Source organism: Fusobacterium sp., from assembly GCF_019012925.1.
In the GTDB taxonomy this organism is placed as follows: domain Bacteria; phylum Fusobacteriota; class Fusobacteriia; order Fusobacteriales; family Fusobacteriaceae; genus Fusobacterium_A.
Window position 1 is genome coordinate 78,772 of sequence record NZ_JAGIRL010000047.1, and the last position, 23,116, is coordinate 101,887.

At 30.9% G+C, this 23,116-nt stretch carries 23 protein-coding genes and 1 riboswitch; of the genes, 15 read left to right on the forward strand and 8 right to left on the reverse strand.

All coding sequences use genetic code 11. The features are described from left to right. Positions 1-11: 11 nt before the first annotated feature. From QZ286_RS08935 to QZ286_RS08950, 4 genes are all read left to right on the forward strand, one after another. The gene (locus QZ286_RS08935) at positions 12-158 is read left to right on the forward strand and encodes a hypothetical protein (protein ID WP_291256618.1); all 147 of its coding nucleotides are present in this window, start codon (positions 12-14) and stop codon (positions 156-158) included. A 12-nt stretch (positions 159-170) separates the two neighbouring features. Beyond that, on the forward strand, positions 171-2,663 hold the full coding sequence (locus tag QZ286_RS08940; RefSeq protein ID WP_291256619.1) for an AMP-binding protein: 2,493 nt from the start codon (positions 171-173) through the stop codon (positions 2,661-2,663). A gap of 331 nt (positions 2,664-2,994) precedes the next feature. After that, positions 2,995-5,457: an AMP-binding protein gene (locus tag QZ286_RS08945; protein WP_291256620.1), complete on the forward strand. Its 2,463-nt coding sequence runs from the start codon at positions 2,995-2,997 to the stop codon at positions 5,455-5,457. 89 nt (positions 5,458-5,546) lie between these two features. After that, entirely contained in the window at positions 5,547-5,981 is a 435-nt protein-coding gene (locus QZ286_RS08950) for a globin domain-containing protein (protein WP_291256621.1), read from the forward strand. A 386-nt stretch (positions 5,982-6,367) separates the two neighbouring features. Here QZ286_RS08950 and QZ286_RS08955 read toward each other — a convergent pair whose 3' ends face one another. The 7 genes from QZ286_RS08955 to QZ286_RS08985 form a co-directional block, all read right to left on the reverse strand. Beyond that, complete coding sequence (locus tag QZ286_RS08955; RefSeq protein ID WP_291256622.1) at positions 6,368-6,622, reverse strand: hypothetical protein; 255 nt, start codon at positions 6,620-6,622, stop codon at positions 6,368-6,370. Positions 6,623-6,627: 5 nt separating this feature from the next. Beyond that, positions 6,628-7,626 (reverse strand): hypothetical protein, encoded by a 999-nt coding sequence (locus QZ286_RS08960; RefSeq protein ID WP_291256623.1) that lies wholly within the window; start codon positions 7,624-7,626, stop codon positions 6,628-6,630. A gap of 110 nt (positions 7,627-7,736) precedes the next feature. Continuing rightward, complete coding sequence (locus tag QZ286_RS08965) at positions 7,737-9,365, reverse strand: NFACT family protein (RefSeq protein ID WP_291256624.1); 1,629 nt, start codon at positions 9,363-9,365, stop codon at positions 7,737-7,739. A 15-nt stretch (positions 9,366-9,380) separates the two neighbouring features. Beyond that, positions 9,381-10,055, reverse strand: coding sequence for a MarR family transcriptional regulator (locus QZ286_RS08970; RefSeq protein ID WP_291256640.1), 675 nt, complete (start codon positions 10,053-10,055; stop codon positions 9,381-9,383). 12 nt (positions 10,056-10,067) lie between these two features. Then, positions 10,068-10,706, reverse strand: coding sequence for a ribulose-phosphate 3-epimerase (gene rpe, locus QZ286_RS08975; protein WP_291256625.1), 639 nt, complete (start codon positions 10,704-10,706; stop codon positions 10,068-10,070). Continuing rightward, positions 10,699-11,565, reverse strand: coding sequence for a ribosome small subunit-dependent GTPase A (gene rsgA, locus QZ286_RS08980; RefSeq protein WP_291256641.1), 867 nt, complete (start codon positions 11,563-11,565; stop codon positions 10,699-10,701). The genes rpe and rsgA overlap by 8 nt, the downstream gene beginning before the upstream one ends. A gap of 37 nt (positions 11,566-11,602) precedes the next feature. After that, positions 11,603-12,313, reverse strand: coding sequence for a PASTA domain-containing protein (locus QZ286_RS08985; protein WP_291256626.1), 711 nt, complete (start codon positions 12,311-12,313; stop codon positions 11,603-11,605). Between the two features lie 165 nt (positions 12,314-12,478). On the opposite strand from QZ286_RS08985, the gene hpt reads away from it, so the two are divergent. The 10 genes from hpt (at position 12,479) to QZ286_RS09035 (ending at position 21,489) form a co-directional block, all read left to right on the forward strand. After that, positions 12,479-13,000, forward strand: coding sequence for a hypoxanthine phosphoribosyltransferase (gene hpt, locus QZ286_RS08990; protein ID WP_291256627.1), 522 nt, complete (start codon positions 12,479-12,481; stop codon positions 12,998-13,000). Positions 13,001-13,011: 11 nt separating this feature from the next. Continuing rightward, positions 13,012-13,806 (forward strand): 16S rRNA (adenine(1518)-N(6)/adenine(1519)-N(6))-dimethyltransferase RsmA, encoded by a 795-nt coding sequence (gene rsmA / locus QZ286_RS08995; RefSeq protein WP_291256628.1) that lies wholly within the window; start codon positions 13,012-13,014, stop codon positions 13,804-13,806. Between the two features lie 47 nt (positions 13,807-13,853). After that, positions 13,854-14,114, forward strand: a complete 261-nt coding sequence (locus QZ286_RS09000) for a DUF4911 domain-containing protein (protein ID WP_291256629.1) — start codon at positions 13,854-13,856, stop codon at positions 14,112-14,114. Positions 14,115-14,124: 10 nt separating this feature from the next. Further along, positions 14,125-14,364: a KH domain-containing protein gene (locus tag QZ286_RS09005; protein ID WP_291256630.1), complete on the forward strand. Its 240-nt coding sequence runs from the start codon at positions 14,125-14,127 to the stop codon at positions 14,362-14,364. Positions 14,365-14,372: 8 nt separating this feature from the next. Further along, entirely contained in the window at positions 14,373-14,924 is a 552-nt protein-coding gene (gene rimM / locus QZ286_RS09010) for a ribosome maturation factor RimM (RefSeq protein ID WP_291256631.1), read from the forward strand. A 1-nt stretch (position 14,925) separates the two neighbouring features. Further along, a complete protein-coding gene (gene trmD / locus QZ286_RS09015) occupies positions 14,926-15,651 on the forward strand; it encodes a tRNA (guanosine(37)-N1)-methyltransferase TrmD (protein WP_291256632.1) in 726 nt (241 codons plus the stop codon). Further along, positions 15,651-16,169 carry a gamma carbonic anhydrase family protein gene (locus QZ286_RS09020; RefSeq protein WP_291256633.1) on the forward strand — a complete coding sequence of 173 codons (519 nt, stop codon included), beginning with the start codon at positions 15,651-15,653 and terminating at the stop codon, positions 16,167-16,169. Before trmD ends, QZ286_RS09020 begins: the two co-directional genes overlap by 1 nt. Positions 16,170-16,178: 9 nt before the next feature. Beyond that, positions 16,179-16,742 carry an RNA methyltransferase gene (locus QZ286_RS09025; protein ID WP_291256634.1) on the forward strand — a complete coding sequence of 188 codons (564 nt, stop codon included), beginning with the start codon at positions 16,179-16,181 and terminating at the stop codon, positions 16,740-16,742. Positions 16,743-16,760: 18 nt separating this feature from the next. Continuing rightward, entirely contained in the window at positions 16,761-21,110 is a 4,350-nt protein-coding gene (locus tag QZ286_RS09030; protein ID WP_291256635.1) for a PolC-type DNA polymerase III, read from the forward strand. A gap of 100 nt (positions 21,111-21,210) precedes the next feature. Further along, positions 21,211-21,489, forward strand: a complete 279-nt coding sequence (locus QZ286_RS09035) for an HU family DNA-binding protein (protein WP_291256636.1) — start codon at positions 21,211-21,213, stop codon at positions 21,487-21,489. 35 nt (positions 21,490-21,524) lie between these two features. On the opposite strand, the gene QZ286_RS09040 is transcribed toward QZ286_RS09035, so the two are convergent. Then, positions 21,525-22,211 carry a Crp/Fnr family transcriptional regulator gene (locus QZ286_RS09040; protein ID WP_291256637.1) on the reverse strand — a complete coding sequence of 229 codons (687 nt, stop codon included), beginning with the start codon at positions 22,209-22,211 and terminating at the stop codon, positions 21,525-21,527. 167 nt (positions 22,212-22,378) lie between these two features. Then, a riboswitch (Lysine riboswitch) is annotated at positions 22,379-22,553 on the forward strand. Between the two features lie 98 nt (positions 22,554-22,651). On the opposite strand from QZ286_RS09040, the gene QZ286_RS09045 reads away from it, so the two are divergent. Next, the coding region (locus QZ286_RS09045) for a Na+/H+ antiporter NhaC family protein (RefSeq protein ID WP_291256638.1) at positions 22,652-23,116 on the forward strand (465 nt) is incomplete at its 3' end.

Consider the following 23,116-nt stretch of genomic DNA (forward strand, 5'->3'; position numbering starts at 1 on the left):
GAGAAAAAGAGATGAGTTTTTATGAAAGAATGTTAATAAAAGTTTTAGAAAAAAGTATGTCAGCACAGGATAGCGAGATACTAAAAAAATTAAAATCGGGAATAGACTTGAGTACACAGGATAAAAAAGAGCTAGAGGAGCTAATCGACAGTCTATAATCAGGAGGAAAAATGAAGTTTATATATGATAGGAATAAGACCGCTGTAATATTTGGAGAGAAGGAGTATAGTTACAGAGATATTATTCGTAGAATAAAGTATTACTCAACAATGTTGAATGTTACAGAGGGAAGAGTTGTAGTTACAATGGAGAATAGACCAGAGATGATCTGTTCTATTTTTGCAGTGTGGGATAGGGATAATACAGCAGTAGTTCTAGATTCAGGATATACTGGTGAACAGTTTGCCTATGCATTTTCAGACTCTGAACCTAGTTATATATTTACATCTAAAAAAATATATGAGAGAGTTAAAGAGGGAGTTGAACTTTCTAAGAGAGAGATAGAGATAATTACAGTTGATGATATAGTTGTTCCAGAGGATTTTGAACCAAATAGTTATGAGGTGGATATAGCAGATATGGAGAAAATAGCACTATTGCTATACACTTCAGGGACAACAGGAAATCCTAAAGGGGTAATGTTAACTTTTAATAATATTGAATCAAATATTAAGGCTGTAAGAGAGATAGAATTGGTAAATGATAAGGATAGAGTACTAGCAATACTTCCATATCACCACATACTACCATTGAACTTGACAATGCTTATGCCTATGTATTTTGGGACATTCTTGGTAATATTGGAGGAGTTATCTTCCGAAGCGTTAAAAACAGCTTTGAAGAAACACAAGATAAGTGTAATAATAGGTGTTCCAAGAGTATGGGAGATGTTGCATAAGGCGATAATGGGAAAAATAAATAAGAGCTATGTAATCAATAAATTATTTAATTTATGTAAAAAAGTGGACAGTTTAGCTTTGAGTAAAAAGGTATTTAAAAAGGTTTCAGATGAGCTAGGTGGCTCAATGAGAGTATTAGTATCAGGTGGAGCAAAGCTTGATGCAGATATTTCAGCTAATTTCAAAGCATTAGGCTTACCAATAATAGAGGGATATGGACTTACTGAAACATCTCCTATAATAGCTTTTAATCGTCCAAATAACAATGTTATCGGCTCTGTTGGACAATTGATTCCAGATATTGAGGTTAAAATAGCAGAAGATGAGGAGATATTAGTAAAGGGAGCCAATGTAATGAAGGGTTACTATAAGAATCCAAAAGCAACATCTGAGGCTATTGATAGTGATGGGTGGTTCCACACAGGAGATTTAGGAAAATTTGAAAAGGATTCTCTATTCATAATTGGAAGAAAGAAAGAGATGATAGTTTTATCTAATGGAAAAAATATAAACCCAGGAGATATAGAATCTTCTATATTAAAGGAAACAGATTTGGTAAAAGAGATAGCTATAATGGAGTATAACAACCATTTAATGGCTGTTGTATACCCAGATTTTGATCTGATAAAGCAGAGAAAGATAGCTAATATCAAAGAGACTTTAAAATGGGAGATCATTGATAAATACAATGTAACTGCCCCAAAATATAGAAAAATCTTGGAAGTTAAGGTAGTAAAAGAGGAGTTGCCTAAGACTAAGCTTGGAAAAATTAGAAGATTTATGTTAAAAGATTTTCTTAATAAGGCTGATGAAAATGTAAAAGAGAACAAGGAGATAAAGAAAGAGAGTGCTACTATTCCAGAAGATATAAGTTTACAGTATGGAAAGCTAAAAAAATATATTGAAGAGAGCTTCAATGTTGAGGTAGAACCACAGTTTCACCTAGAATTAGATTTAGGTTTGGATTCTTTAGATATAGTTGAGATTCTTTCATTTATAGAATCAAGTTTTGGTGTAAAGATAAATGAAGAGGAGTTTAGTAACCTAAAAAATATTTTAGATATAGCTAAATTTATAAAGGAGCAAGGCGGAGAGTTCCACGAGGAAAATATAGATTGGAAGAGCATTCTAAATCAAGATATAGATCTAGAGCTACCTAGTTCAAGTTTTATGACAAGATTTACAAAGTTAATATTAAAACCAATATTTGCTCTATATTTCCGTCTACGTAAATTGGATACAGAGAAGATTGGAGAAGCACCAAGTATCTATGTAGGAAATCACCAAAGTTTCTTAGATGCTTTAATATTTAACCAAGCTATGCCAAATAAAAAATTGAAAGATACATATTTTATAGCTGTGGCAACACACTTTGATACACCTATGAGAAGATATTTAGCTGATAAGGGAAATATTATAATAATAGATATAAATAAAAATCTGAAGGAGACTCTACAAATATCAGCTAAAGTATTGAGAGAGGGTAAAAATTTAGTTATCTTCCCAGAGGGAGCTAGAACTAGAGATGGAGAGTTACAAGAGTTTAAGAAGACATTTGCAATTTTGTCAAAAGAGCTAAATATTCCTGTTATTCCTTTTGGAATAAGAGGAGCTTACGAGTCTATGCCATATGGAAGTAAGATGCCAAAATCGTCACCAATAGATATTAAATTCTTTGATGAGATAGAGCCAGAGGAACTAACTGTTGATGAGATAGTAAATGATGCTAGAAAAGATATAAATGACTGGTTAAAAGAGAGCTAGTATGCAAATTAAAATTGATGATAAAGTAAGAAATTATATTGAAATAAATAGCTATGAAGGGATTATCTTGAAAAGAGAGATACAATCTTTTGGCTGAGCTGGTTGTAGAGATATAATTCAGGGTGAATTTATAAAAGATAGTTCAGTTTTAAATATAAAAAATATTAGATACAGTATAGAAGATATTGAGGGGATAAAAGTGTTTATCCCTGAGTATCTAAATTTAGACAAGATTTGTGGAATTAAGATAAGTAGATTATTTAGTGTTTTTAGCAAAGTTATGTTATTGAATATTGAAGTAACAGAGATTTAGTATCTCAAGGGGGATTTAGTGAATTTTGTAAAAGATTATAATAAGACAGCTATTATTTATGACGGAAATAAAATTAGTTATAGAGAGGTAATTGAAAAGAGTAAGATTTTTTCAAAAAAGGTGGATATAGGAGTACAAGATAAGGTAATTATCTTTATGGAAAATAGACCTGAGTTACTATATAGTTTTTTAGGAATTTGGGATAGAAGAGGAACTTGTGTATGTTTAGATGCTAGTTTTAGTGGCGAGGAGTTAGTATACTATCTAAATGACTCAGATGCTAAGTATATCTATACTTCAAAAAATAATCTAGAAGCTACTAAGTCAGCTATAGCTTTAAGTGGCAAAGAGATAGAGATAGTGGTTGTAGATGAGATTGAGTGTAATAGCATAGAGATAGATGAGTATGTTCTAAAAGCTCCTGAGAGAGAGGATATAGCTCTGATGCTATACACTTCAGGAACAACAGGAAATCCTAAGGGAGTAATGTTAAAATTTGATAATATTTTGGTAAATATAGAGGGAATTGATAAGTATAAGATGTTTTTACAAGAGGATATAGTATTGGCTCTTTTACCTATGCACCATATATTTCCATTGCTAGGGGCTGGAGTTGTACCTCTATCAGAAGGGGCTACTATCATATTTTTAAAAGAACTGTCTTCACAAGCTATGTTGACAGCAATGCAAGAGCATAAGGTAACAATGATGATAGGAGTTCCAAGACTTTGGGAGATGTTACATAAAAAAATTATGGAGAAGATCAACTCTTCTAAACTAACTAAGAGCATCTTTAAATTAGCAGAAAAGATAGATAGTATCTCAATAAGAAAGAGAATATTTAAGAAGGTTCACGAAGGATTCGGTGGAAGTATAAGATTTTTTGTATCTGGAGGTTCAAAACTAGATCCACAAATATCAAAAGATTTTTTAACACTTGGTATTCAAATATGTGAAGGATATGGAATGACTGAGACTGCCCCAATGATTGCTTTTACTCCAATAAATGAGATAGTTCCAGGATCAGCTGGAAAGATACTACCAGGTGTAGAGGTAAAAATTTCAGATGATGGGGAGATACTAGCTAAGGGTAGAAATGTAATGGCAGGTTACTATAAAAGACCTGAAGCAACTGCAGAGACAATAGATAAAGATGGTTGGATACATACTGGAGATCTAGGAGAGATGAAAGATGGATATCTATATGTAACAGGACGTAAAAAAGAGATGATCGTTCTATCCAATGGAAAAAATATCAATCCTGTTGAGATTGAACAATGGGTAATGGCTAATACAAACTTAATACAGGAGATAGCTATAGCTGAGGTTGACTCAGTATTAACAGCTATTGTTTACCCAAATTTCCAAAAAATAGTAGATGAAAAGATTAGTAATATAAAAGAGACATTGAAGTGGGGAGTAATAGACAAATATAATGGAAAAGCTCCAAACTATAGAAAGATACTGGATATAAGAGTGGTTCAAGAGGAACTACCAAAAACTAAATTAGGAAAAATTAGAAGATTTATGTTAAACTCCATAATAAATAAAAAAGAGGAGGAGAATATAACTATTGAAGAACCTAATTATGTAGAGTATAAAGAGTTGAAAACCTATCTTGAAAAGATAAAAAATAAAAAGATAACTCCAATGGCTCATTTAGAGTTAGATTTAGGTTTGGATTCACTTGATATGGTAGAGTTACTTACATATTTAGAGACTAACTATGGAATAAAGAGTGAAGAGAGTATAATAGTAAATAATGCAACTGTAGAAAAATTAGCTCTCTATATAAAGGAGAATAGAGGAACAGGAAACTTTGAAGAGTTAAACTGGAAAGAGTATTTGAATAAAGCAGGAAAGATAAATCTTCCAGCTTCGAGTATAGCTATTCATATAATAAAGACTATATTGTGGCTACCTTTAACTATCTATGTAAGAGTAAAAAAATATGGTGTTGAGAATATCCCGAATGACAGACCAGTTATTTTTGCTGGAAATCACCAAAGCTTTTTAGATGCTTTTGTATTTGGCTATGCTACACCATTTAAAAACTTGATGAACTCATACTCACTAGCTAAGATAAAGCACTTTAATAAAGGGCATATGAAATTTTTAGCAAACCATTCCAATGTAATATTAGTAGATATAAATAAAAATCTAGGTGAAGTATTACAAACTATGGCAAAAGTGTTAAAAGATGGAAAAAATATAGTTATCTTCCCAGAGGGAGCTAGATCAAGAGATGGAAAGATGTTGGAGTTTAAGAAATCTTTTGCTATTTTAGCTAAAGAGTTGAATGTGGATATATTACCTTTTGGAATAAAAGGAGCTTATGAAGCCTTCCCAAGCAACTCAAAATTCCCTAAACCAGCTAAGGTTGAGATAAAATTCTTCCCTCCTATATCTCCAAAGGATAAAAGCTATGATGAGATAGTAGATGAAACTAGAGAAGTTTTAGTAAACTGGGTAGAAAAATAAAAAAAATTGAAATTTGGTAACATATGTTACAGACTTTTTCTGAAAAATATAGTATACTATATTAGTAAACTATTTAGAGGAGGATTAATATGTTATCACAAAAAACAATAGATATAATAAAATCAACAGTACCTGTATTGAAGGAAAGAGGTGTAGAGATAACTCAAGTTTTCTATAAAAATATGTTGGGAGAGAATCCAGAGATAAAAGCTATGTTTGATCAAGATAAGCAAAAGGATGGATCACAGCCTAAAGCACTGGCTATGACAGTTTTAGCAGCTGCTCAAAACATTGAGAACTTAGGAGTTTTAATGCCTGCTGTTGAGAAAATAGGAAAGACACACGTAAATTTAAATGTTAAACCAGAGCATTATCCAATAGTTGGAAAGTATTTGTTAGGTGCAATTAAAGAGGTGTTAGGAGATGCAGCAACAGATGAGATCTTAACAGCTTGGGGAGAAGCTTATGGTGTAATAGCAGATATATTTATTAAAGTTGAAACTGATATGTATAATAAAAAATAGAGTAATTACTAAGGTTTGATGTAGAAATTTAAGGCTTTCTTCAAAAATTTTGAAGAGGGTCTTTTTTTATGTATGGTTAAAAATATGTAGTGCTAAAGAAGATATTTGATTTATGTACAACTATGTTACCAATAGTTGAACATAAAGGGAGCCTTCAATAAAAATATTGAAAACTCCCTTTATTTAGCTATTTTTTATTTTTTGTACAACCTTATAACTAAGCAGTTACAAGGTTTGATACTTATTTAAAGCTTTTAGTATTAAGTAAAGTTTTAGCAGAAAATAGCCATGATAAACTACATAAACAAACATAGAGTAACTATAAACATTTTATACTAAAACCTCTTCTTATTATATTTCTTCCTATAAAATTCTATTAGCACTCCTCATAATTTAAAATAATATTTAGCAAAAATAATTCCAATTATAATTGTAAAAAAAACAACTAAATAATCTTTATTTTTAATATCCTCAATTATTTTTTTTATAAAATAAACTAATAAAATCGAAATTAACATTCCTGGAATCAGTGATAATACCAACATATTTTTTAAAGCTAAATCTACTTTTCTAACAATTAACACATCAAATATTGTAAATAAAAAAGAAATAAAATAATAAATTAATATCTTCTTAATCATAATAATCAGTCCTCTATTTTTATAAAATTTTTTCTATCATATATTGACTGCCCTGCTCCAATTGTATTAGCAACATCATTAATAAATACTTTAGATTCAAAATTTCTTTTAGCTCCTTGAATAACAGTTCCATTCGTTGAAGATTTTAATTTAATATTCTTAATTTTAAAATATCCATTTTCATAACTTTTTGAAAGTTGACTAAAATTTTTAAATTTAAATAACCTTTTAACTGCTTCTCTAGAAGAAATTAACCCATATATAAAAACAACTCTAGAATACATGTTTTCTCCTTCTTGCCTCATTGTTTTTTTCATTTCTTCATTGTTCACAAAAACACTTACAATTTGTCCAACAATTTTTTGTAAAATATCTCCTTGTCCTTTTAATTCATAGACACCATTATATTCCATTATAAAATCATAAAGAACAGAACCAAATGTACTTCCACCTACAATAATACTTATTCCTACTGGAATTGTAATTGTTCCTCCAGTTGATAACACTAACCCCAATCCTGATAATCCAAGACCTAATAAAGTTCCATTTGAAACATTTCTTATATCTGGAATATGTACCTTATAATCTAATCTTAAATTACTTGATAAAAAATCCATTGTGTAATATAGACTTGACATATTATAATCATGCTTAAAAACTGCAATATATGATAAATCAGAATAAAACTCTTGTACTCTTTGAATACCAGCATTTAGAATATAATGTTTTGCAAAACCATTTCTAACTATTTTTATTTCTAGTTTCTTTATTAACTCATTTTTATTATTCTTCCACTTAGACAGTTCCAATTCTTTTGGTACACTTAACATTTTTCCTTTCAATATCACAGTACCGCATTTCAAATCTAAAGAAATATCTTGAATATCTTTATAATCTAATTCTAAAAAAATACTTCCATCAAAATTTATAATTTTAAAACTTGTCCTCTCATCAGTTTCATATTCATATATCTCTATCTTTTTAAATTTAGATAAACTTTTCACAAACTACCTCCTACTTTATTGAATTTAACATATCCATTTTTCAACCTCTCTTTTATATTATAACGATTTTATTCATTTCAGTTAAGAGCAGTTTTTTATTTTTGATTATTTCAATCTGATAGTTTTTCAGGTTTTACAACAAGGATATTTTTTTCATTGATATAGGTAACAAAACCAGGTTTACCACCCTTTGGTTTATTGATATATCTTTTTTGAGTATAGTCAACACTTATCTTATCTCCAGTGAAGCCCTTACTATAAAAAGCAGCAATTTCAGCCCCTCTAAAAAGTATATCATCAGTTAACTCTTCACACTTTATAATGACATGAGAACCTGGAATATTTTTACTATGTAACCAGATGTCATTTTTATCAGCGACTTTAAAAGTCAGATTGTCATTTTCTATATTGTTTCTACCATATAAAATTTTGTAGTTTTCCCCTTCAACTACTCCATAACCAATCTCTTTACTTTGTTTTTTAGATTTTCCTTTTTTATTATTTTGTTTTAAATATCCTTGAGATATAAGTTCCTCATGTATCAACCTTAAATTACTAATATCATTACTTGTTTCAATAAAAAGTTTGATACTGTTTAGATAATCTAAATCTTGAGAAACCTCAACTACTCTTCTAGAGTTAGCTTCAAGTCCTCTTTTTAATTTATTATATTTTTTATAGATTTTTTCAAGATTCTCTTGAGGTGTGTGTTGTGGCTCTAGAGGTATCTTTATCATAGTATCGTTATAAAAATCATAGGCATCTACTGAAGACATACCTTTTTTTACAGAGTATATACAAGAAGCTAGAATATCTCCTTGCTCCTTATATTTTTCATAATCGATTTTATCCTCTTTCTCTTTAGCTAGTACTTTAAGTATTTTCTCATCCTTTTTAACTCTTTTTATGATATTATCCATAAGTTGACTTTTTAAAGAATCAAAACTACTTGAAAGATTTTCAGAAGAGATGTAATAGTTGATGATCTCTCTGAATGATTCAAACTCTAAAACCTCATCATATTTAGATTTTGGAGTGATATTAAGAACAGTAGCTAGGACAATTCTTTTACTGTTTAAAAATATTTTTGGAGCTAAGTTGCTATTTAAAATATCTTTAAAATCTTGAAAGCTGTTGAGACTTTGTAAAAGAACTTTTCCAACACCCTCTACACTCTTTAAAAGAGTTCCATTTTCTGAAAACTCTACAAATCTTTTTTCATCTAGTTCAAGAGGAGATATTTTTTTCTCAATAATTGGTTGTTCATAACTGATACCTGGGAACAGTGCTCTCAATCTGTTCTCTTCAAGAGAGAATCTTTTAAGAAGATCAATTATCTTATCATTTTCATCTGTAAAGATAAAGTTTGAGTATTTTCCCATAATTTCAAAATATATATTATAGTTTTTGATCTCACCAAGTTCATTTATTTTAGAAAACTTAAAATTAAGTATTCTATCAAATCCCAATTGAACGATATCAGTTAGCATAGCATTGAGAAGGTGTTTCTTCATATTGGCTGCCAAACCAGCACTACTTTCAAGAACTCCCTCTTTTGAATTTGTAATGTAACATATTGGAAAATTTGGATTACATGAAAATACAAGCTCCATTTTACCAAAGTATATTGATAGAGAAGTCTCTGTATTTTTTGTAATTTTATTGATTTTTTTTCCAGTAAGATTATCTTTTAGTTCATCTTTTATCTTATTTAAAGATACTCCATCAATATAAAACATTATATATCACCATCTTTAGTCAGCTTTTATACCAATTAGATTTTTAGCATCTAAAATATCTAATTCAACAATCTCACCAGTAGGAGATTTTATAACAAACACCTCTTTAGATGAGTGAGGCATAACCTCTACAACACTAAAGTTTTCAATTCCGTGACCAGCAAAGTATTTCTGAACAATAGGAGTTCCTTTTATCTCTACTATTGATACTTTTTCACCAACAGCAAAATCAACGATTGTAAGTGGTTTAAAGTAATCAGTTTTTTCTTGTAAAGCACCAAGAATTAGTTCAAAGATCTCAATAAAATGACTTAGATCTTTATCAGCTATATTTTCAGTTATACTAGACATAATCATTTTATGATAGTTATTGTGATAAGTTAAAGCTTTACTTCCCTTATCAGTTAAAGAAACATATACCTTTCTTCTATCAGAGTTTGAACGGATTCTAGTGATAAATCCCTTCTCTGTAAGCTTAGATACAGCCACAGTAGCAGTTCCCATAGTTATTCCAATCTTATCAGAAAGTTCATTCATAGTAAGAGATTCTCCACCAATTGCTTCAATTAGGTGTAACTCAGTGTGAGTTAAGCATTTTATACCTCTTTTAAGAGCCATATCTTCAGTTTTATAAAATAGTTTATAAAAGTCTTCTAATATCTCATTTACTTTATTAATATTTTCAGTCATCACAGTCATATATTAACCTCTCTTTAAATTTTCTATTCTTTCTTTATAGTCTCCAGAGAAAACATAAGAACCAGCTACAAATATATTGGCACCAGCTTCTATACATCTTCCGATTGTAGCATCAGTAATTCCACCATCTACTTGGATATCAATATTTTTGCTCAAAGCTCTAACATCTTTTATTTTTTGTATAGAACTCTCTATAAATTTTTGTCCACCAAATCCAGGGTTAACACTCATAACAAGAACCATATCTAATTCATCAATTATATATTTAAGAACATCAACAGGAGTTGCAGGATTTAAAGAAACAGCAGCTTTAATTCCAAATGATTTAATCTGTTGAATAACTCTGTGTAGATGTGTAGTTGACTCAGCATGAACAGTAATTAGATCAGCACCAGCCTTAACAAAATCCTCAATATATCTTTCAGGTTTATCTATCATTAAATGAACATCAAAAACTAATTCAGTTTTATTTCTTATAGCTTTTATAACAGGAGCACCAAAAGTGATGTTAGGAACAAAAATCCCATCCATAACGTCAATGTGTACATAATCAGCACCAGCCTTATCAATTGCTATAACCTCTTCTCCTAATTTGCTGAAATCAGCAGATAATATAGAAGGAGCTATTTTTATATTACTCATATCTATTCCACCTCTCATATTTTAATTTATCATAAACTTTTTTATAAAACTCATATCTTTCCTTGCTTATTTCTCCACTCTCTACAGCATTTTTTATTCCACAAGAGGGTTCATTCAGATGTAGACAGTTGTTAAATTTACAAGCACCTCTATTTTCAAACTCTGGGAAAAGAGCTATCAATTCCTGAGCATCTTTTATATCTGGAAGTTCTACTGAAGAGAAACCAGGTGTATCAATTATATAACCACCATCTTCCAACTCAAGGAGATTAGTATCCTTTGTAGTATGCTTTCCTCTTCTCAGACGTTTACTAGTTTCACCTGTTTCAAGTTTTTTCTCATTTTGCAAGAGATTTATAATACTTGATTTTCCAACACCACTCGGACCACCAAAGGCAGTAATTCTATCTTTTAGGAATAGTTTTAACTCATCTACTCCAATGTTTTTTTTCTGTGAGATTAAAAAATATCTTATGTTTAATTTCTCTAAAAATCTTAATCTCTCTTTTATCTCATCTAACTCCTCATCAGTGAGCAGATCAATCTTATTGATGATAACTATTGGCTTTATTTTGTAGAAAAAACTTCTCAAAAGTAAAATGTTTAATCTTTCATAGTCAATATCTGGATCCTTTCCAGCAAATTGTATCACAAGATAATCTATATTTGCTACTAAAGGTCTTTCAACCAAATTCTTTCTTTCATAGATATTTACAATAGAATTGTCTTCAGAAATCTCTACAATATCTCCAACGACACAGTTATCTTTACTCTCTTTTCTTTTTAAAATACCTCTTAGTTTACATTCGTAAATATTGTCTTCACACTTAACATAGTAAAAACCCTGTATTTTATTGATCACTCTTCCTTTAATTTTTAATACCTCCTAAAGTAGTTTAATTATTTATAACTAAATCAATAGATGATCCAGCAGGAATTTTAGTTCCAGCACTTACACTACTCTTTATTATAACATTTTTCTTAACTTCAGGTACAGAAGAAAATTCAACATTTCCAACTATAAGTGCATTTTTGGTAAGAAGTTCTAAAGCTGAATCAAAACTCTTACCGATTATATCAGGCATTCTAATCTCAGCTACCTGTTCTGAGCCATTTACAAGAAATGATACTTTTTGTCCTTTTGTCATCAATGTATTAGTAGGAGGATCAGTTGCCACCACCTCATTATACATACCTTGAGTCTTTATAGATACAACTTTATCAACAATAAGTCCTTTTTGTTCAGCAATAACTTTTGCATCTAAAAAGTTCATTCCTGTTAGATTGGGAACGTCAATAAGAGCAGATCCCTTGCTCACCCAAACCTTAATATTTCTATTTTTTTTGACAATAGCATCAGCTTCAGGCTCTTGCAAAAATATCTCACCTATTGGGAGATCAGAAAACTCCTCTCCAACCTCTCTGATATGAAGTTCACTCCCTTTTAACATCTCTTGAGCTCTTTCTAAAGTGTATGTTTTTAGGTCAGGAACCTTATAATATTTTTCATTAAAGTAGATAATTTGAAAGATATTTAGAAAAAATATCCCCAATAAAATGAATCCTAAAATTATTCCACCCCAAATAGAGATTAATTTTTTATCCATTAATTCCTCCATAATTTTAATTTCTTTATAATAATGATAATATCATAAGATACATAAAATATCAATAACTACTTGATAATTTCTAGATTAAATGATAAAATATATCGTAATTGATTTTATTAAAATATAACTTCCCAAAGTTGTATTTTAAAAGGAGGATATGGAGTGGATTATACTATTAAAACTCTTTTAACAAGAGAAGAGGTTGAAAAAAGAATCAAAGAATTAGCTAAAGAGATTGAAAAGGATTATCAAGGGAAAGAATTAGTAGTTATTGGACTATTAAAAGGTTCTATAGTTTTTATGAGTGATCTTATAAAAGAGATAAACCTACCTCTTGTAATTGATTTTATGAGTGTTTCTAGTTACTCTGGAACAACAAGTACTGGTGTAATCAAAGTTTCAAAAGATACTACTATTGATTTAAAAGATAAGGATATCTTAATAGTTGAAGATATAATTGATACTGGATTAACTTTAAGTCACGTAAAAAAATTATTCCAAGATAGAGGAGTTAAATCTCTAAAAGTTTGTACTCTATTAGATAAGCCTAGTAGAAGAACTGTTGAGATGAAAGGTGAGTATGTAGGATTTGAAATCCCTGACGAATTTGTAATAGGATATGGATTAGACTATGATCAATATTATAGAAATTTACCTTATATAGGAGTAGTTGTAAAAAATTAATTGGAGGGAAAATGTCCTTTAAACATAAGAAAAAATTTGGACAGAACTTTTTAACTGATCAGAGAGAAGTGTTGAGAAAGATTATGGAAGTTTCAAATGTTCAAGCTGAGGATACTGTTTTAGAGATAGGGCCTGGTGAAGGAGCATTGACAGCACTACTTTTGGACACAGCTAAAAAGGTTGTAACTGTTGAAATAGATAGAGATTTAGAAAAAATATTAAGAAAAAAATTTGATGGAAATCCTAAGTACACTCTTGTAATGAATGATGTACTAGAGACTGATTTAAGAGAGTGTGTAGGAGAAGGGACAAAGGTTGTTGCCAATATACCTTATTATATAACATCACCTATAATCAATAAGTTGATTGAAAATAGAGAGATAATAGATGAGATATATATTATGGTTCAAAAGGAAGTGGCAGAGAGAATCTGTGCTAAAAAAGGAAAAGAGAGAAGTGTTTTAACTTTAGCAGTTGAATATTATGGTGAGGCTGAGTATCTTTTCACTATCCCTAAGGAGTTTTTCACACCAGTTCCTAAAGTGGATTCAGCTTTTATGTCAATTAAACTATATAAAGATAAGAGATATGAAAATCAGATTCAAGAGGAAATTTTCTTTAAATATGTTAAAGCAGCTTTTGCTAACAAAAGAAAAAATCTTTTGAACAACTTCTCAAGTCTAGGATATTCTAAAGATGAGTTAAGAGTTGTTTTAGAAAAAGCTGGAATAGCTGAAAATGAGAGAGCAGAGAATCTATCAATTGATGATTTCTTAAACTTGATTTCAATTTTTGAAAATAAATAGAATTTAGAGAGTGGCATCACTCTCTATTTTAAAATATTGGAGGAACTATGTTAACAAGCTACGAATTTTTAATTCAAAGTAGAAAAGAGGACATAGATTTTATCAATAAGATAATAGAAGCCTATGAGGGAATAGGAGTTGTGAGAACAGTGGATGCTAATGCAGGACTTTTAAATGTGATCTCAACTGATGATTTCAAAGATTATGCAAGAACTATTATTGAAGATTTGGATAAAAACTATGGAGTAGAAGCAAAAATAATTGAAGAGGGAGCCTGGAAGGGATCACTTTATATAAATAAAAAATAGGGAGGAAAAAATGGAGAAATTAGAAAAATTAATTAGATACATCATAGAAGAGTTAGTGGATAATAATTCAGAAACAAGAATTACATATGATATGGTAGATGATACTGTAGTATTTAAAGTGAACGTTGCTCAAGGGGAGATGGGAAAAGTAATTGGAAAAAATGGATTGACAGCAAATGCTATAAGAGGAGTTATGCAAGCTGCTGGAGTAAAAGATAAACTTAATGTAAACGTTGAGTTTTTAGATTAGGAGGGTGCATGGAACTTTTAACAATTGGAAAAATATCAGGAACTCATCATTTAAAAGGAGCTGTAAAAGTTGTATCAAATATAGAGAATATAGAGATACTTTTAGGAAATAGAATAGTTATAGAGAGCGACTCTAATAATCAGAGAATCCTTACAGTAAAATCAGCATCACATTTAGTTGGAAATAAGTGTGTTCTAGAGTTTGAAGAGATAACTAATAAAACAGAGGCTGGAAAGTTAAAAAATGGTTTTATAAAGGTTAGAAGAGAGCTATTAGGAATAGGAGAAGATGAGTATCTTTTAAACGATCTATTGAATATGAAGGCTATAGATGTGGATAACAATGAGGAGTTAGGATTAGTTGTAGATATTTTTGAAACAGCTGCTCACGATATTCTTGTTATAGAATCAGGGAAGACAGAGATAATGGTTCCAGATATAGATGAGTTTGTAAAGAGAATAGACTTTGATAAAAGAGAGATATATATCCATTTAATTGAAGGAATGAAAGAGGAAAAAGGTAAAAAATATCAACAAGATGATGGAATGGACGAGGAATAGTATGAAAATAAATATTCTTACTCTTTTTCCTGAGATGTTTTCAGGATTTAAAAGTGAAAGTATAATAGGTAAAGCTTTAGAGAGAGGATTGCTTGAGATAAACATAATCGATATTAGAGATTTTTGTTATGATAAACATAAGCAGGCTGACGATATGCCATTTGGTGGTGGAGCTGGAATGGTTATGAAGATAGAGCCACTATTTAGAGCTTTAGAAACAGTAAAAGGAAAGGTTATATATACCACTCCTCAAGGGGTTAAATTTAATCAGCAGTTAGCTATATCCTTATCACAGGAAGAGGAGATAACGATTATAGCAGGACATTATGAGGGAATAGATGAGAGAGTAGTGGAGAATAAAGTTGATTTAGAAGTTTCAATAGGGGATTTTGTTTTGACTGGAGGAGAGTTACCAGCTATGCTGATGGCTGATTGTATAGCTAGATTAGTTCCTGGAGTTATAAAGAAAGAGTCCTATGAGAATGATTCTTTCTTCAATGGACTACTAGATTATCCACAGTATACGAGACCAGCGGAGTATGAAGGATTAAAAGTTCCAGCTGTATTGCTATCAGGGCATCATAAAAATATTGAGACTTGGAGATTAAAAGAGAGTTTGAAGAGAACATATATCAGAAGAAAAGATTTACTAGAGGGAAGAGAATTAACTAAAGTAGAGAAAAAGCTCCTAGCTGAGATAAAAAAGGAACTTGGGAAGGAAAGATAATGATATATAAATTTGGAGAGAAGATCCCTAAACTGGGAAAAAATAATTATATAGCTCATAATGCCACTGTAATAGGTGATGTAGTTACTTCAGAGAATGTTTCTATATGGTTTGGAGCAGTGGTAAGAGCTGATATGAGTAGGGTGACAGTAGGAAGAGATTCAAACATTCAAGATAATTCAACTGTACATGGAGATACACCATATCCAGTGACAATTGGAGAGAGAGTAACTATAGGACATAACTGTATTATTCATGGATGTGTTATTGGAGATGAGTGTGTAATAGGAATGGGAAGCACTATTTTAAATGGTAGTGTAATTCCTAATAACTGTCTAGTAGCAGCAGGATCAGTTGTCACTCCAAAACTTCAAGCAAAAGAGGGAGATCTCATAGCTGGTTCTCCAGCTAGAGTAGTTAGAACTCTCACAGAGGAGAATAGAGAGTATTTAAAATATGCCTATAAGGTTTATGTTGAAGATATAGAAAAATACAAGTCAAATTTAGAGGAAATTTAGGAGAAAAAAATGAGAGAAAAAGTTTATTTAGGATTAGTTCACTATCCTGTTTATAATAAAAATAATAGTGTAGTTTGTACATCTGTTACAAATTTTGATATTCATGATATATCTAGAAGTTGTAGAACATATGATCTAGCAGGATATAGATTAGTAGTTCCTGTAGATGCTCAAAAAATGTTAACAGAGAGAATTATAGGGTACTGGCAAGAGGGTACAGGAGGACAATTTAATAAGGATAGAGAGGATGCTTTCTCAATAACTAGAGTGATGAACAGCATAGAGGATACAATAGCTGAGATAGAGGCAAAAGAGGGACAAAAGCCTGTAATTATAACTACATCAGCAAGAATATTTCCTAATACAGTAGGATATGGAGAGTTATCTCAGAAGATATTTGAAGATGATAGACCATACTTATTACTATTTGGAACAGGTTGGGGCTTAACTGATGAAGTAATGGATATGTCAGATTATATATTAGAGCCAATTAGAGGAAATACAAAATATAATCACCTATCAGTTAGAGCTGCTGTGGCTATAATATTGGATAGATTATTAGGAGAAAAATAGTCTATTTTGGAGGAACAAATGGATAGAAATGAGATAAGAATAAAACCACAAGATGGAATTTTTAGGAAGATGGGAATAAAAAATGTAGATGTTGCAGAGATTGTATTCTCACAAAGAAATAAAAAAATGAGATTTAAATGTTCTGTTCCTTCAGTTAATGATCTAAATGAATTAGATGTCATCTATGAGAATATAAAGAAAAATTTTGGAAAAGAGCTGGAAGTTGATTTTACAGTAAGCTTTTTAGAGAAAGATATAAGAAAAGAGCAGTTGATAGAGATAGTAGAGAGAGCAATCATAAGATTGAAAGCTAGAAATGCTATCTCTAAATCTTTTTTATATCTATATAGAATAACTATTGAAGATGAACGTATAAATATAACATTAGCTGAACAGAGTGCTATAGATATATTAAAAAACTCACAAATTGATGAGAAGTTAGAGAGTATTTTAGAGAACTTTGGAATATATAATTTTAGAGTAAATTTTGTATTGGGAGATTTTACTCAAGAGGTTTCTAAAATTGAAAAAGAGAAACAGAATGAGATTATCACTTTATCAGCTAAAATAGATATGGAAAATCAAAAGAATGCTCAGCAAAATATTAATAAAAATAGATCGCAAGAGGTATTTGTAAAGAGTGCTGGATTCTCAAAAGGTGGATTCTCTGCTAATAAGACAAAGGAGATTAAAGGGAAATCGATACCATTAGAGGAGTTTTTTGAACTATATGATGATGATACTTGTGTAGTTGAAGGAGAGATATTTGCACTGGAGTCAAGAGATATAAAAAATGATAGGGTAATTATGACTATTAGAGTAACTGACAATAAGACATCTCTAACTACAAAGATATTTTTAGAAAAGGATAAACCTCTTGAGATAAAAATAGGTGACTATGTAAAGATAAGTGGAAAGAAACAGACAGATAGATTTTCAGATAATGAAGAGATAATGATGATAAACTCTATAAATAAATTGGATAGAGTTAAGGAAACAAGAGTAGATAAATCTGAATTAAAAATGGTAGAATTACACACTCATAGTAAAATGAGTGAGATGGTAGGGGTAGCGGATATATCTGATATAATCAAACAAGCTATTGCCTATGGACACCAAGCAGTTGCAATTACAGATTACTCTGTTGTTCATGCTTTTCCATTTGCATATAAAGCAGCTAAAGGAAAGGATATCAAGCCAATACTTGGTTGTGAAATGTATATGGTAGATGATGAGGCAGAGATGGTAAGAAGTTGTAAGGACTCACCTATTATGGAGGAATATTTTGTTGTATTCGACTTGGAGACAATGGGACTTAACTCACATGAGCATGAGATAATAGAGATAGGAGCAGTGAAATTACAAGGAAATAGAATTATAGATAGATTTTCACAGCTAGTAAATCCAAAGAAAGCTATACCACAAAAGATACAGGAGCTTACCAATATAACTCAGGATATGGTAGACAATATGCCTACTATAGAAGAGGTGTTACCAAAGTTTATGGAGTTTGTTGGAGATGCAACTATGGTAGCTCACAATGCAGCTTTCGATATGGGATTTATAAGAAGAGATGTAAAGAGATTGTTAGGCTATGATTATACTCCTGCAGTAATAGATACACTTCAGATGGCCAGGGATCTTTATCCAGATTTAAAGAGCTTCGGGTTGAAAAACTTAAATAAGGTCTTAGGATTATCTTTAGAGAGTCACCATAGAGCTGTAGATGACTCACAAGCTACTGCAAATATGTTTATCATCTTTATGGAGAGATATTTGGATAAGGGAGTTACTAATCTAAATGAGATAACAGGAGCATTTCCAATAAATTTGAAGAAGCAGGATACACATAATGTAATGGTGTTAGTGGAGAACTTAGCTGGATTAAAGAATATGTATAAGCTTGTTTCAGAGGCTCATATAGATAACTATGGAAATAAAAAACCAAGAGTTTTAAAGTCACATCTTCAAAAATATAGAGAGGGCTTGATAGTTGGAAACTCATTGACTGTACATTTTTCTAATGATAGTGAGTTATCTGATTACTATATGAGATATGATTATGAAAATATAGAAAAAAATATAGAGTTTTATGATTATATAGAGCTGTTACCTAAAGGAGCTTATGCTGAACTATATGAAGAGGATGGAACGGGAAGTATCTCATCTTTTACAGCTATTGAAAGTATGAACAGCTATTTCTATCAATTGGCAAAGAGTAAAGGAATTATGGTTACAGCTAGTTCGAATGTTCACTATTTAGAAGAGGAAGATTACAAGATTAGAAGTATTTTACTATATGGTAGTGGAACAGTTTTTAGAAAAAATCAATATATGATAGATAATAAATTTTTCTTTAGAACAACTGATGAGATGTTACAAGAATTCAGTTATTTAGGAGAAGAGGTGGCTAAGGAGATAGTTATAGAGAATACTAATCTTATAGCTGATAGAATAGAGAAGATAAAACCAGTTCCAGATGGATTTTATCCTCCTAAGATAGATAATGCTGAGAATATAGTAAAAGAGATGACGTATGAAAAAGCTTATAGAATCTATGGCGATCCACTTCCAGAGATTGTTGCAGCAAGGTTGGAAAGAGAGTTAAATGCCATCATAGGAAATGGATTCTCAGTGCTTTATCTCTCTGCACAAAAGCTGGTAAAAAAATCATTAGATAGTGGTTATCTAGTAGGGTCAAGAGGATCAGTAGGATCTTCACTTGTAGCTTTTATGATGGGAATAACAGAGGTTAATGCCCTTTATCCTCACTATATCTGTACCAATCCAGAGTGTAAACACTCTGAATTTATAGAGAGAGAGGGAGTGGGGATTGACTTACCAGAGAAGGTATGTCCAAAGTGTGGACAGATGTATAAAAGAGATGGATACTCAATACCATTTGAAGTATTTATGGGATTTAATGGAGATAAAGTTCCAGATATAGACCTTAACTTTTCAGGAGAGTATCAATCTGAGATACATAGATATTGTGAGCAGATGTTTGGAAAAGAGAATGTATTTAAAGCAGGAACAATCTCTACACTAGCAGAAAAAAATGCTGAAGGTTATGTTAAAAAGTATTTTGAAGAACATGATATGAAAAATAACAGAGCTGAGATAATTAGACTTGCTAAGAAGTGTGAGGGAGCTAAAAAGACAACAGGACAGCACCCAGGAGGAATGGTAGTAGTACCAAGAGACCATACAATCTATGAGTTTTGCCCAGTACAAAAACCAGCTAATGATGAGAAAAATGACTCAATCACAACTCATTTTGACTATCACGTAATGGACGAACAGCTTGTAAAACTAGATATACTAGGACATGACGATCCGACTACTATAAAGCTACTACAGGAGTATACAGGAGTGGATATATACTCAATTCCACTTGCAGATCCAGAGACACTAAAGATATTCTCAAGTACAGAGTCACTAGGTGTAACTCCAGAACAGATAAATTCAGTTGTAGGAACATTTGGTGTACCAGAGTTCGGAACTCCATTTGTACGTCAGATGTTGATAGATACAATGCCTAAGACTTTTGCTGAATTAGTTAGAATATCAGGGCTATCACATGGAACAGACGTTTGGTTAAACAATGCTCAGGAGTTTATAAGGCAGAAACAAGCAACACTTTCTCAAGTTATAACAGTTCGTGATGACATAATGAACTATCTTATTGACCAAGGTATAGAGAAAGGAACATCATTTAAGATAATGGAGTTTGTAAGAAAGGGACAACCTACAAAAAATCCTGAAGGTTGGCAAGCATATTCAGACTTGATGAAAGAACATAATGTAGCTGAGTGGTATATAGAATCTTGTAGAAGAATAAAATATATGTTCCCTAAGGGACATGCTGTGGCTTATGTAATGATGGCAATGAGAATAGCATACTTTAAAGTTCACTATCCGTTGGCTTTCTATGCTGCATATCTATCTAGAAAAGCAGAGGATTTTGATTATGAGATTATGGGAAATCCAGAAACAGCTAAGGCACATCTAGAGATCTTAAATAAAGAGCCAAAATTGGATGTTAAAAAGAAGGCTGAAATGGCTATTTGTGAGATTATTGTAGAGATGTATGCTAGAGGATTGGAGTTCTTGCCAATAGATATATATAAATCTGGTGGTATTAAATTTACAATTGAAGATGGAAAGATTAGAGTTCCTTTAATTGCACTTGCAGGTTTGGGAGGAGCTGTTATTGATAATATTATAAAGGAGAGAGAGGAGAGTAAATTCTTATCTTTTGAAGATCTAAAGAGAAGAACAAAGGTTTCTCAGACAATAGTTGATAAATTAAAAAGTTTAAAGGCTATTGATTCATTGAGTGAAACAAACCAAATTTCTCTTTTTTAGAAAAAAAAATAAAAATAGTTGTAAAATTAGCAGTGATGTGGTATAAAAGATAGTATGAGTACTTATAGTAATTGCTATAAAGATTAAGGAGGATAATCAAATGACTAAAAAAGAATTTGTAGATTTATATTGTGAAAAGGGAGAGTTTACAACTAAAGTTGATGCTGAGAAAAAAGCTATGGCATTTCTTAATGTTTTAGAAGAGGCTTTAGTAAAAGGAGAAGAGGTATCATTCTTAGGATTTGGAAAATTTGAAGTATCTGAAAGAGCTGCTAGAACTTGTAGAAACCCTCAAACTGGTGAAGAGATGAAAGTTGAGGCTAAAAAAGTTGTTAAATTCAAACCAGGAAAAGCTTTATCTGAAAAAGTAAATAAATAGTAATAAAAAACTCCCTTTTGGGAGTTTTTTTTAATCTATTTACTATCTTTATGAAAATAATCCAATAATTCAGAGTATTTATGAAGAGTGAATCTCTTTTTATTAACACTTATCAATCCCAATTCAGTAAGAAGTTTAACCTGTCTTGAAACAGTCTCTCTCTTAGCACCTAACATCTCAGCTAAATATGTTATTGGAAGATCAAAATCAATTAAAATTCCTTCTGGAGTCTCTTTTCCAAAATCTCTTCCCAATTTCCAAAGTTTGAAAGCTATCTGTCTATCAACAGTGATTGAGTTAGAGATATTTTTTAATTGATGAGTTAATTTTTTATTTTTTTTGATTAAAGATTCAATAACAGCCTTAGATAATGAGTGACTGCTCTCTAAAATCTTAACAAACTCTAATCTAGGTATCTCTAGAAGCTTTGTAGGAGCTAATAGCTCACAGCTTAAAGTTGTAACGTTTTCAAAAAGGATTACCTCATTTATAAGATTTCCCTCTCCTAAAAGAAAGATAACTTTCCTTGAATTATCATCATTAGCTTTATAAAGTCCAGCTACACCCTCTAAAATAAAATAAATAGTATTTATCTTCTCCTTATGTGAGTATAGAAGATCACCTTTTTTATACTCCTTTATTTTTGAGATAGCAGATAAGCTATCTTTTGTTTCTTTATCTAAGTTGTCAAGTAAAGCAATTTTATTTAATGCTCTTTTCATTTACACCACCTTTTACATATTGATAATATATTATATAGGAAAGCAAAAGATTTTACAATAAATTTTTTAGTAAAGAGATAAAGAATATAGAAAATAAGGAAAATTTAAAAAGTATATATAATATATATTTTACAAAAATAAAAAATTGAAGTAAAATAAACCGAATAAAAAATGATAGAGGAGCAAATGACAAGATTATAACTGTGGAGTTTTGCAGGCAATGAAACAGTTAGAAAGGGGATTTTGCCGAAATAGAAAAAAATGCTAAATTTTTCTGTTGGCAATATGAAGAATATTCATATTGTTGTCATTGATAAGAGTCAATGGAGAGCTATCTGTGTTTTTATACAATGTTTTTTTGTATTGTAAATTTATAGCACAGTCTTTTCAAGACTGTGCTTTTTTTATTAAATCAAAAAAGTTTTAGGAGGAAAATTAAAATGGTTGAATTTATTAAATTAATGCCGGTTTTTATCTTAGCGGCACTTATGATGTCAGGGTTTGATGCTTTACTTGCTACACCTCTAGCAACAGTTGCTGCAGCAATAGTTGCTATGGTAACAGAAAAAAGAAACTTTTCAGAGGTGGTAGATGCAGCATTGGCAAATGTGAGGGAGATTACTGTTGCTCTATTTATTCTGATGTTGGCTTATGCTATGGCTGAGGTATTTATGGCTACTGGAGTTGGAGCTGCTATCATCAATGTGGCTTTGAGATTGGGAATTACAGGAAAAACAGTTGCTTTGGTTGGAGTTGTTGTTACCTCTATTCTTTCAATAGCTACTGGATCAAGCTGGGGTACTTTTGCTGCTTGTGCTCCAATATTCTTATGGTTAAATCATATTGTTGGGGGAAATATTATGTTAACTATGGGAGCTATAGCTGGAGGAGCTTGTTTTGGGGAT

Bases quoted from the DNA above. Each gene is read 5' to 3' on its own strand.
- QZ286_RS08965 (WP_291256624.1), bottom strand. From the start codon at position 9,365: ATGTTTTATATTGATGGAGTATCTTTAAATAAGATAAAAGATGAACTA.
- QZ286_RS08985 (WP_291256626.1), bottom strand. From the start codon at position 12,313: ATGGATAAAAAATTAATCTCTATTTGGGGTGGAATAATTTTAGGATTC.
- QZ286_RS08950 (WP_291256621.1), top strand. From the start codon at position 5,547: ATGTTATCACAAAAAACAATAGATATAATAAAATCAACAGTACCTGTA.
- trmD (WP_291256632.1), top strand. From the start codon at position 14,926: ATGAAAATAAATATTCTTACTCTTTTTCCTGAGATGTTTTCAGGATTT.
- QZ286_RS08955 (WP_291256622.1), bottom strand. From the start codon at position 6,622: ATGATTAAGAAGATATTAATTTATTATTTTATTTCTTTTTTATTTACA.
- rimM (WP_291256631.1), top strand. From the start codon at position 14,373: ATGGAACTTTTAACAATTGGAAAAATATCAGGAACTCATCATTTAAAA.
- QZ286_RS09035 (WP_291256636.1), top strand. From the start codon at position 21,211: ATGACTAAAAAAGAATTTGTAGATTTATATTGTGAAAAGGGAGAGTTT.
- QZ286_RS09030 (WP_291256635.1), top strand. From the start codon at position 16,761: ATGGATAGAAATGAGATAAGAATAAAACCACAAGATGGAATTTTTAGG.
- QZ286_RS09040 (WP_291256637.1), bottom strand. From the start codon at position 22,211: ATGAAAAGAGCATTAAATAAAATTGCTTTACTTGACAACTTAGATAAA.
- QZ286_RS08970 (WP_291256640.1), bottom strand. From the start codon at position 10,055: ATGACTGAAAATATTAATAAAGTAAATGAGATATTAGAAGACTTTTAT.
- QZ286_RS08935 (WP_291256618.1), top strand. From the start codon at position 12: ATGAGTTTTTATGAAAGAATGTTAATAAAAGTTTTAGAAAAAAGTATG.
- QZ286_RS09005 (WP_291256630.1), top strand. From the start codon at position 14,125: ATGGAGAAATTAGAAAAATTAATTAGATACATCATAGAAGAGTTAGTG.
- QZ286_RS09000 (WP_291256629.1), top strand. From the start codon at position 13,854: ATGTTAACAAGCTACGAATTTTTAATTCAAAGTAGAAAAGAGGACATA.
- rpe (WP_291256625.1), bottom strand. From the start codon at position 10,706: ATGAGTAATATAAAAATAGCTCCTTCTATATTATCTGCTGATTTCAGC.
- QZ286_RS08940 (WP_291256619.1), top strand. From the start codon at position 171: ATGAAGTTTATATATGATAGGAATAAGACCGCTGTAATATTTGGAGAG.
- QZ286_RS09020 (WP_291256633.1), top strand. From the start codon at position 15,651: ATGATATATAAATTTGGAGAGAAGATCCCTAAACTGGGAAAAAATAAT.
- QZ286_RS09025 (WP_291256634.1), top strand. From the start codon at position 16,179: ATGAGAGAAAAAGTTTATTTAGGATTAGTTCACTATCCTGTTTATAAT.
- rsmA (WP_291256628.1), top strand. From the start codon at position 13,012: ATGTCCTTTAAACATAAGAAAAAATTTGGACAGAACTTTTTAACTGAT.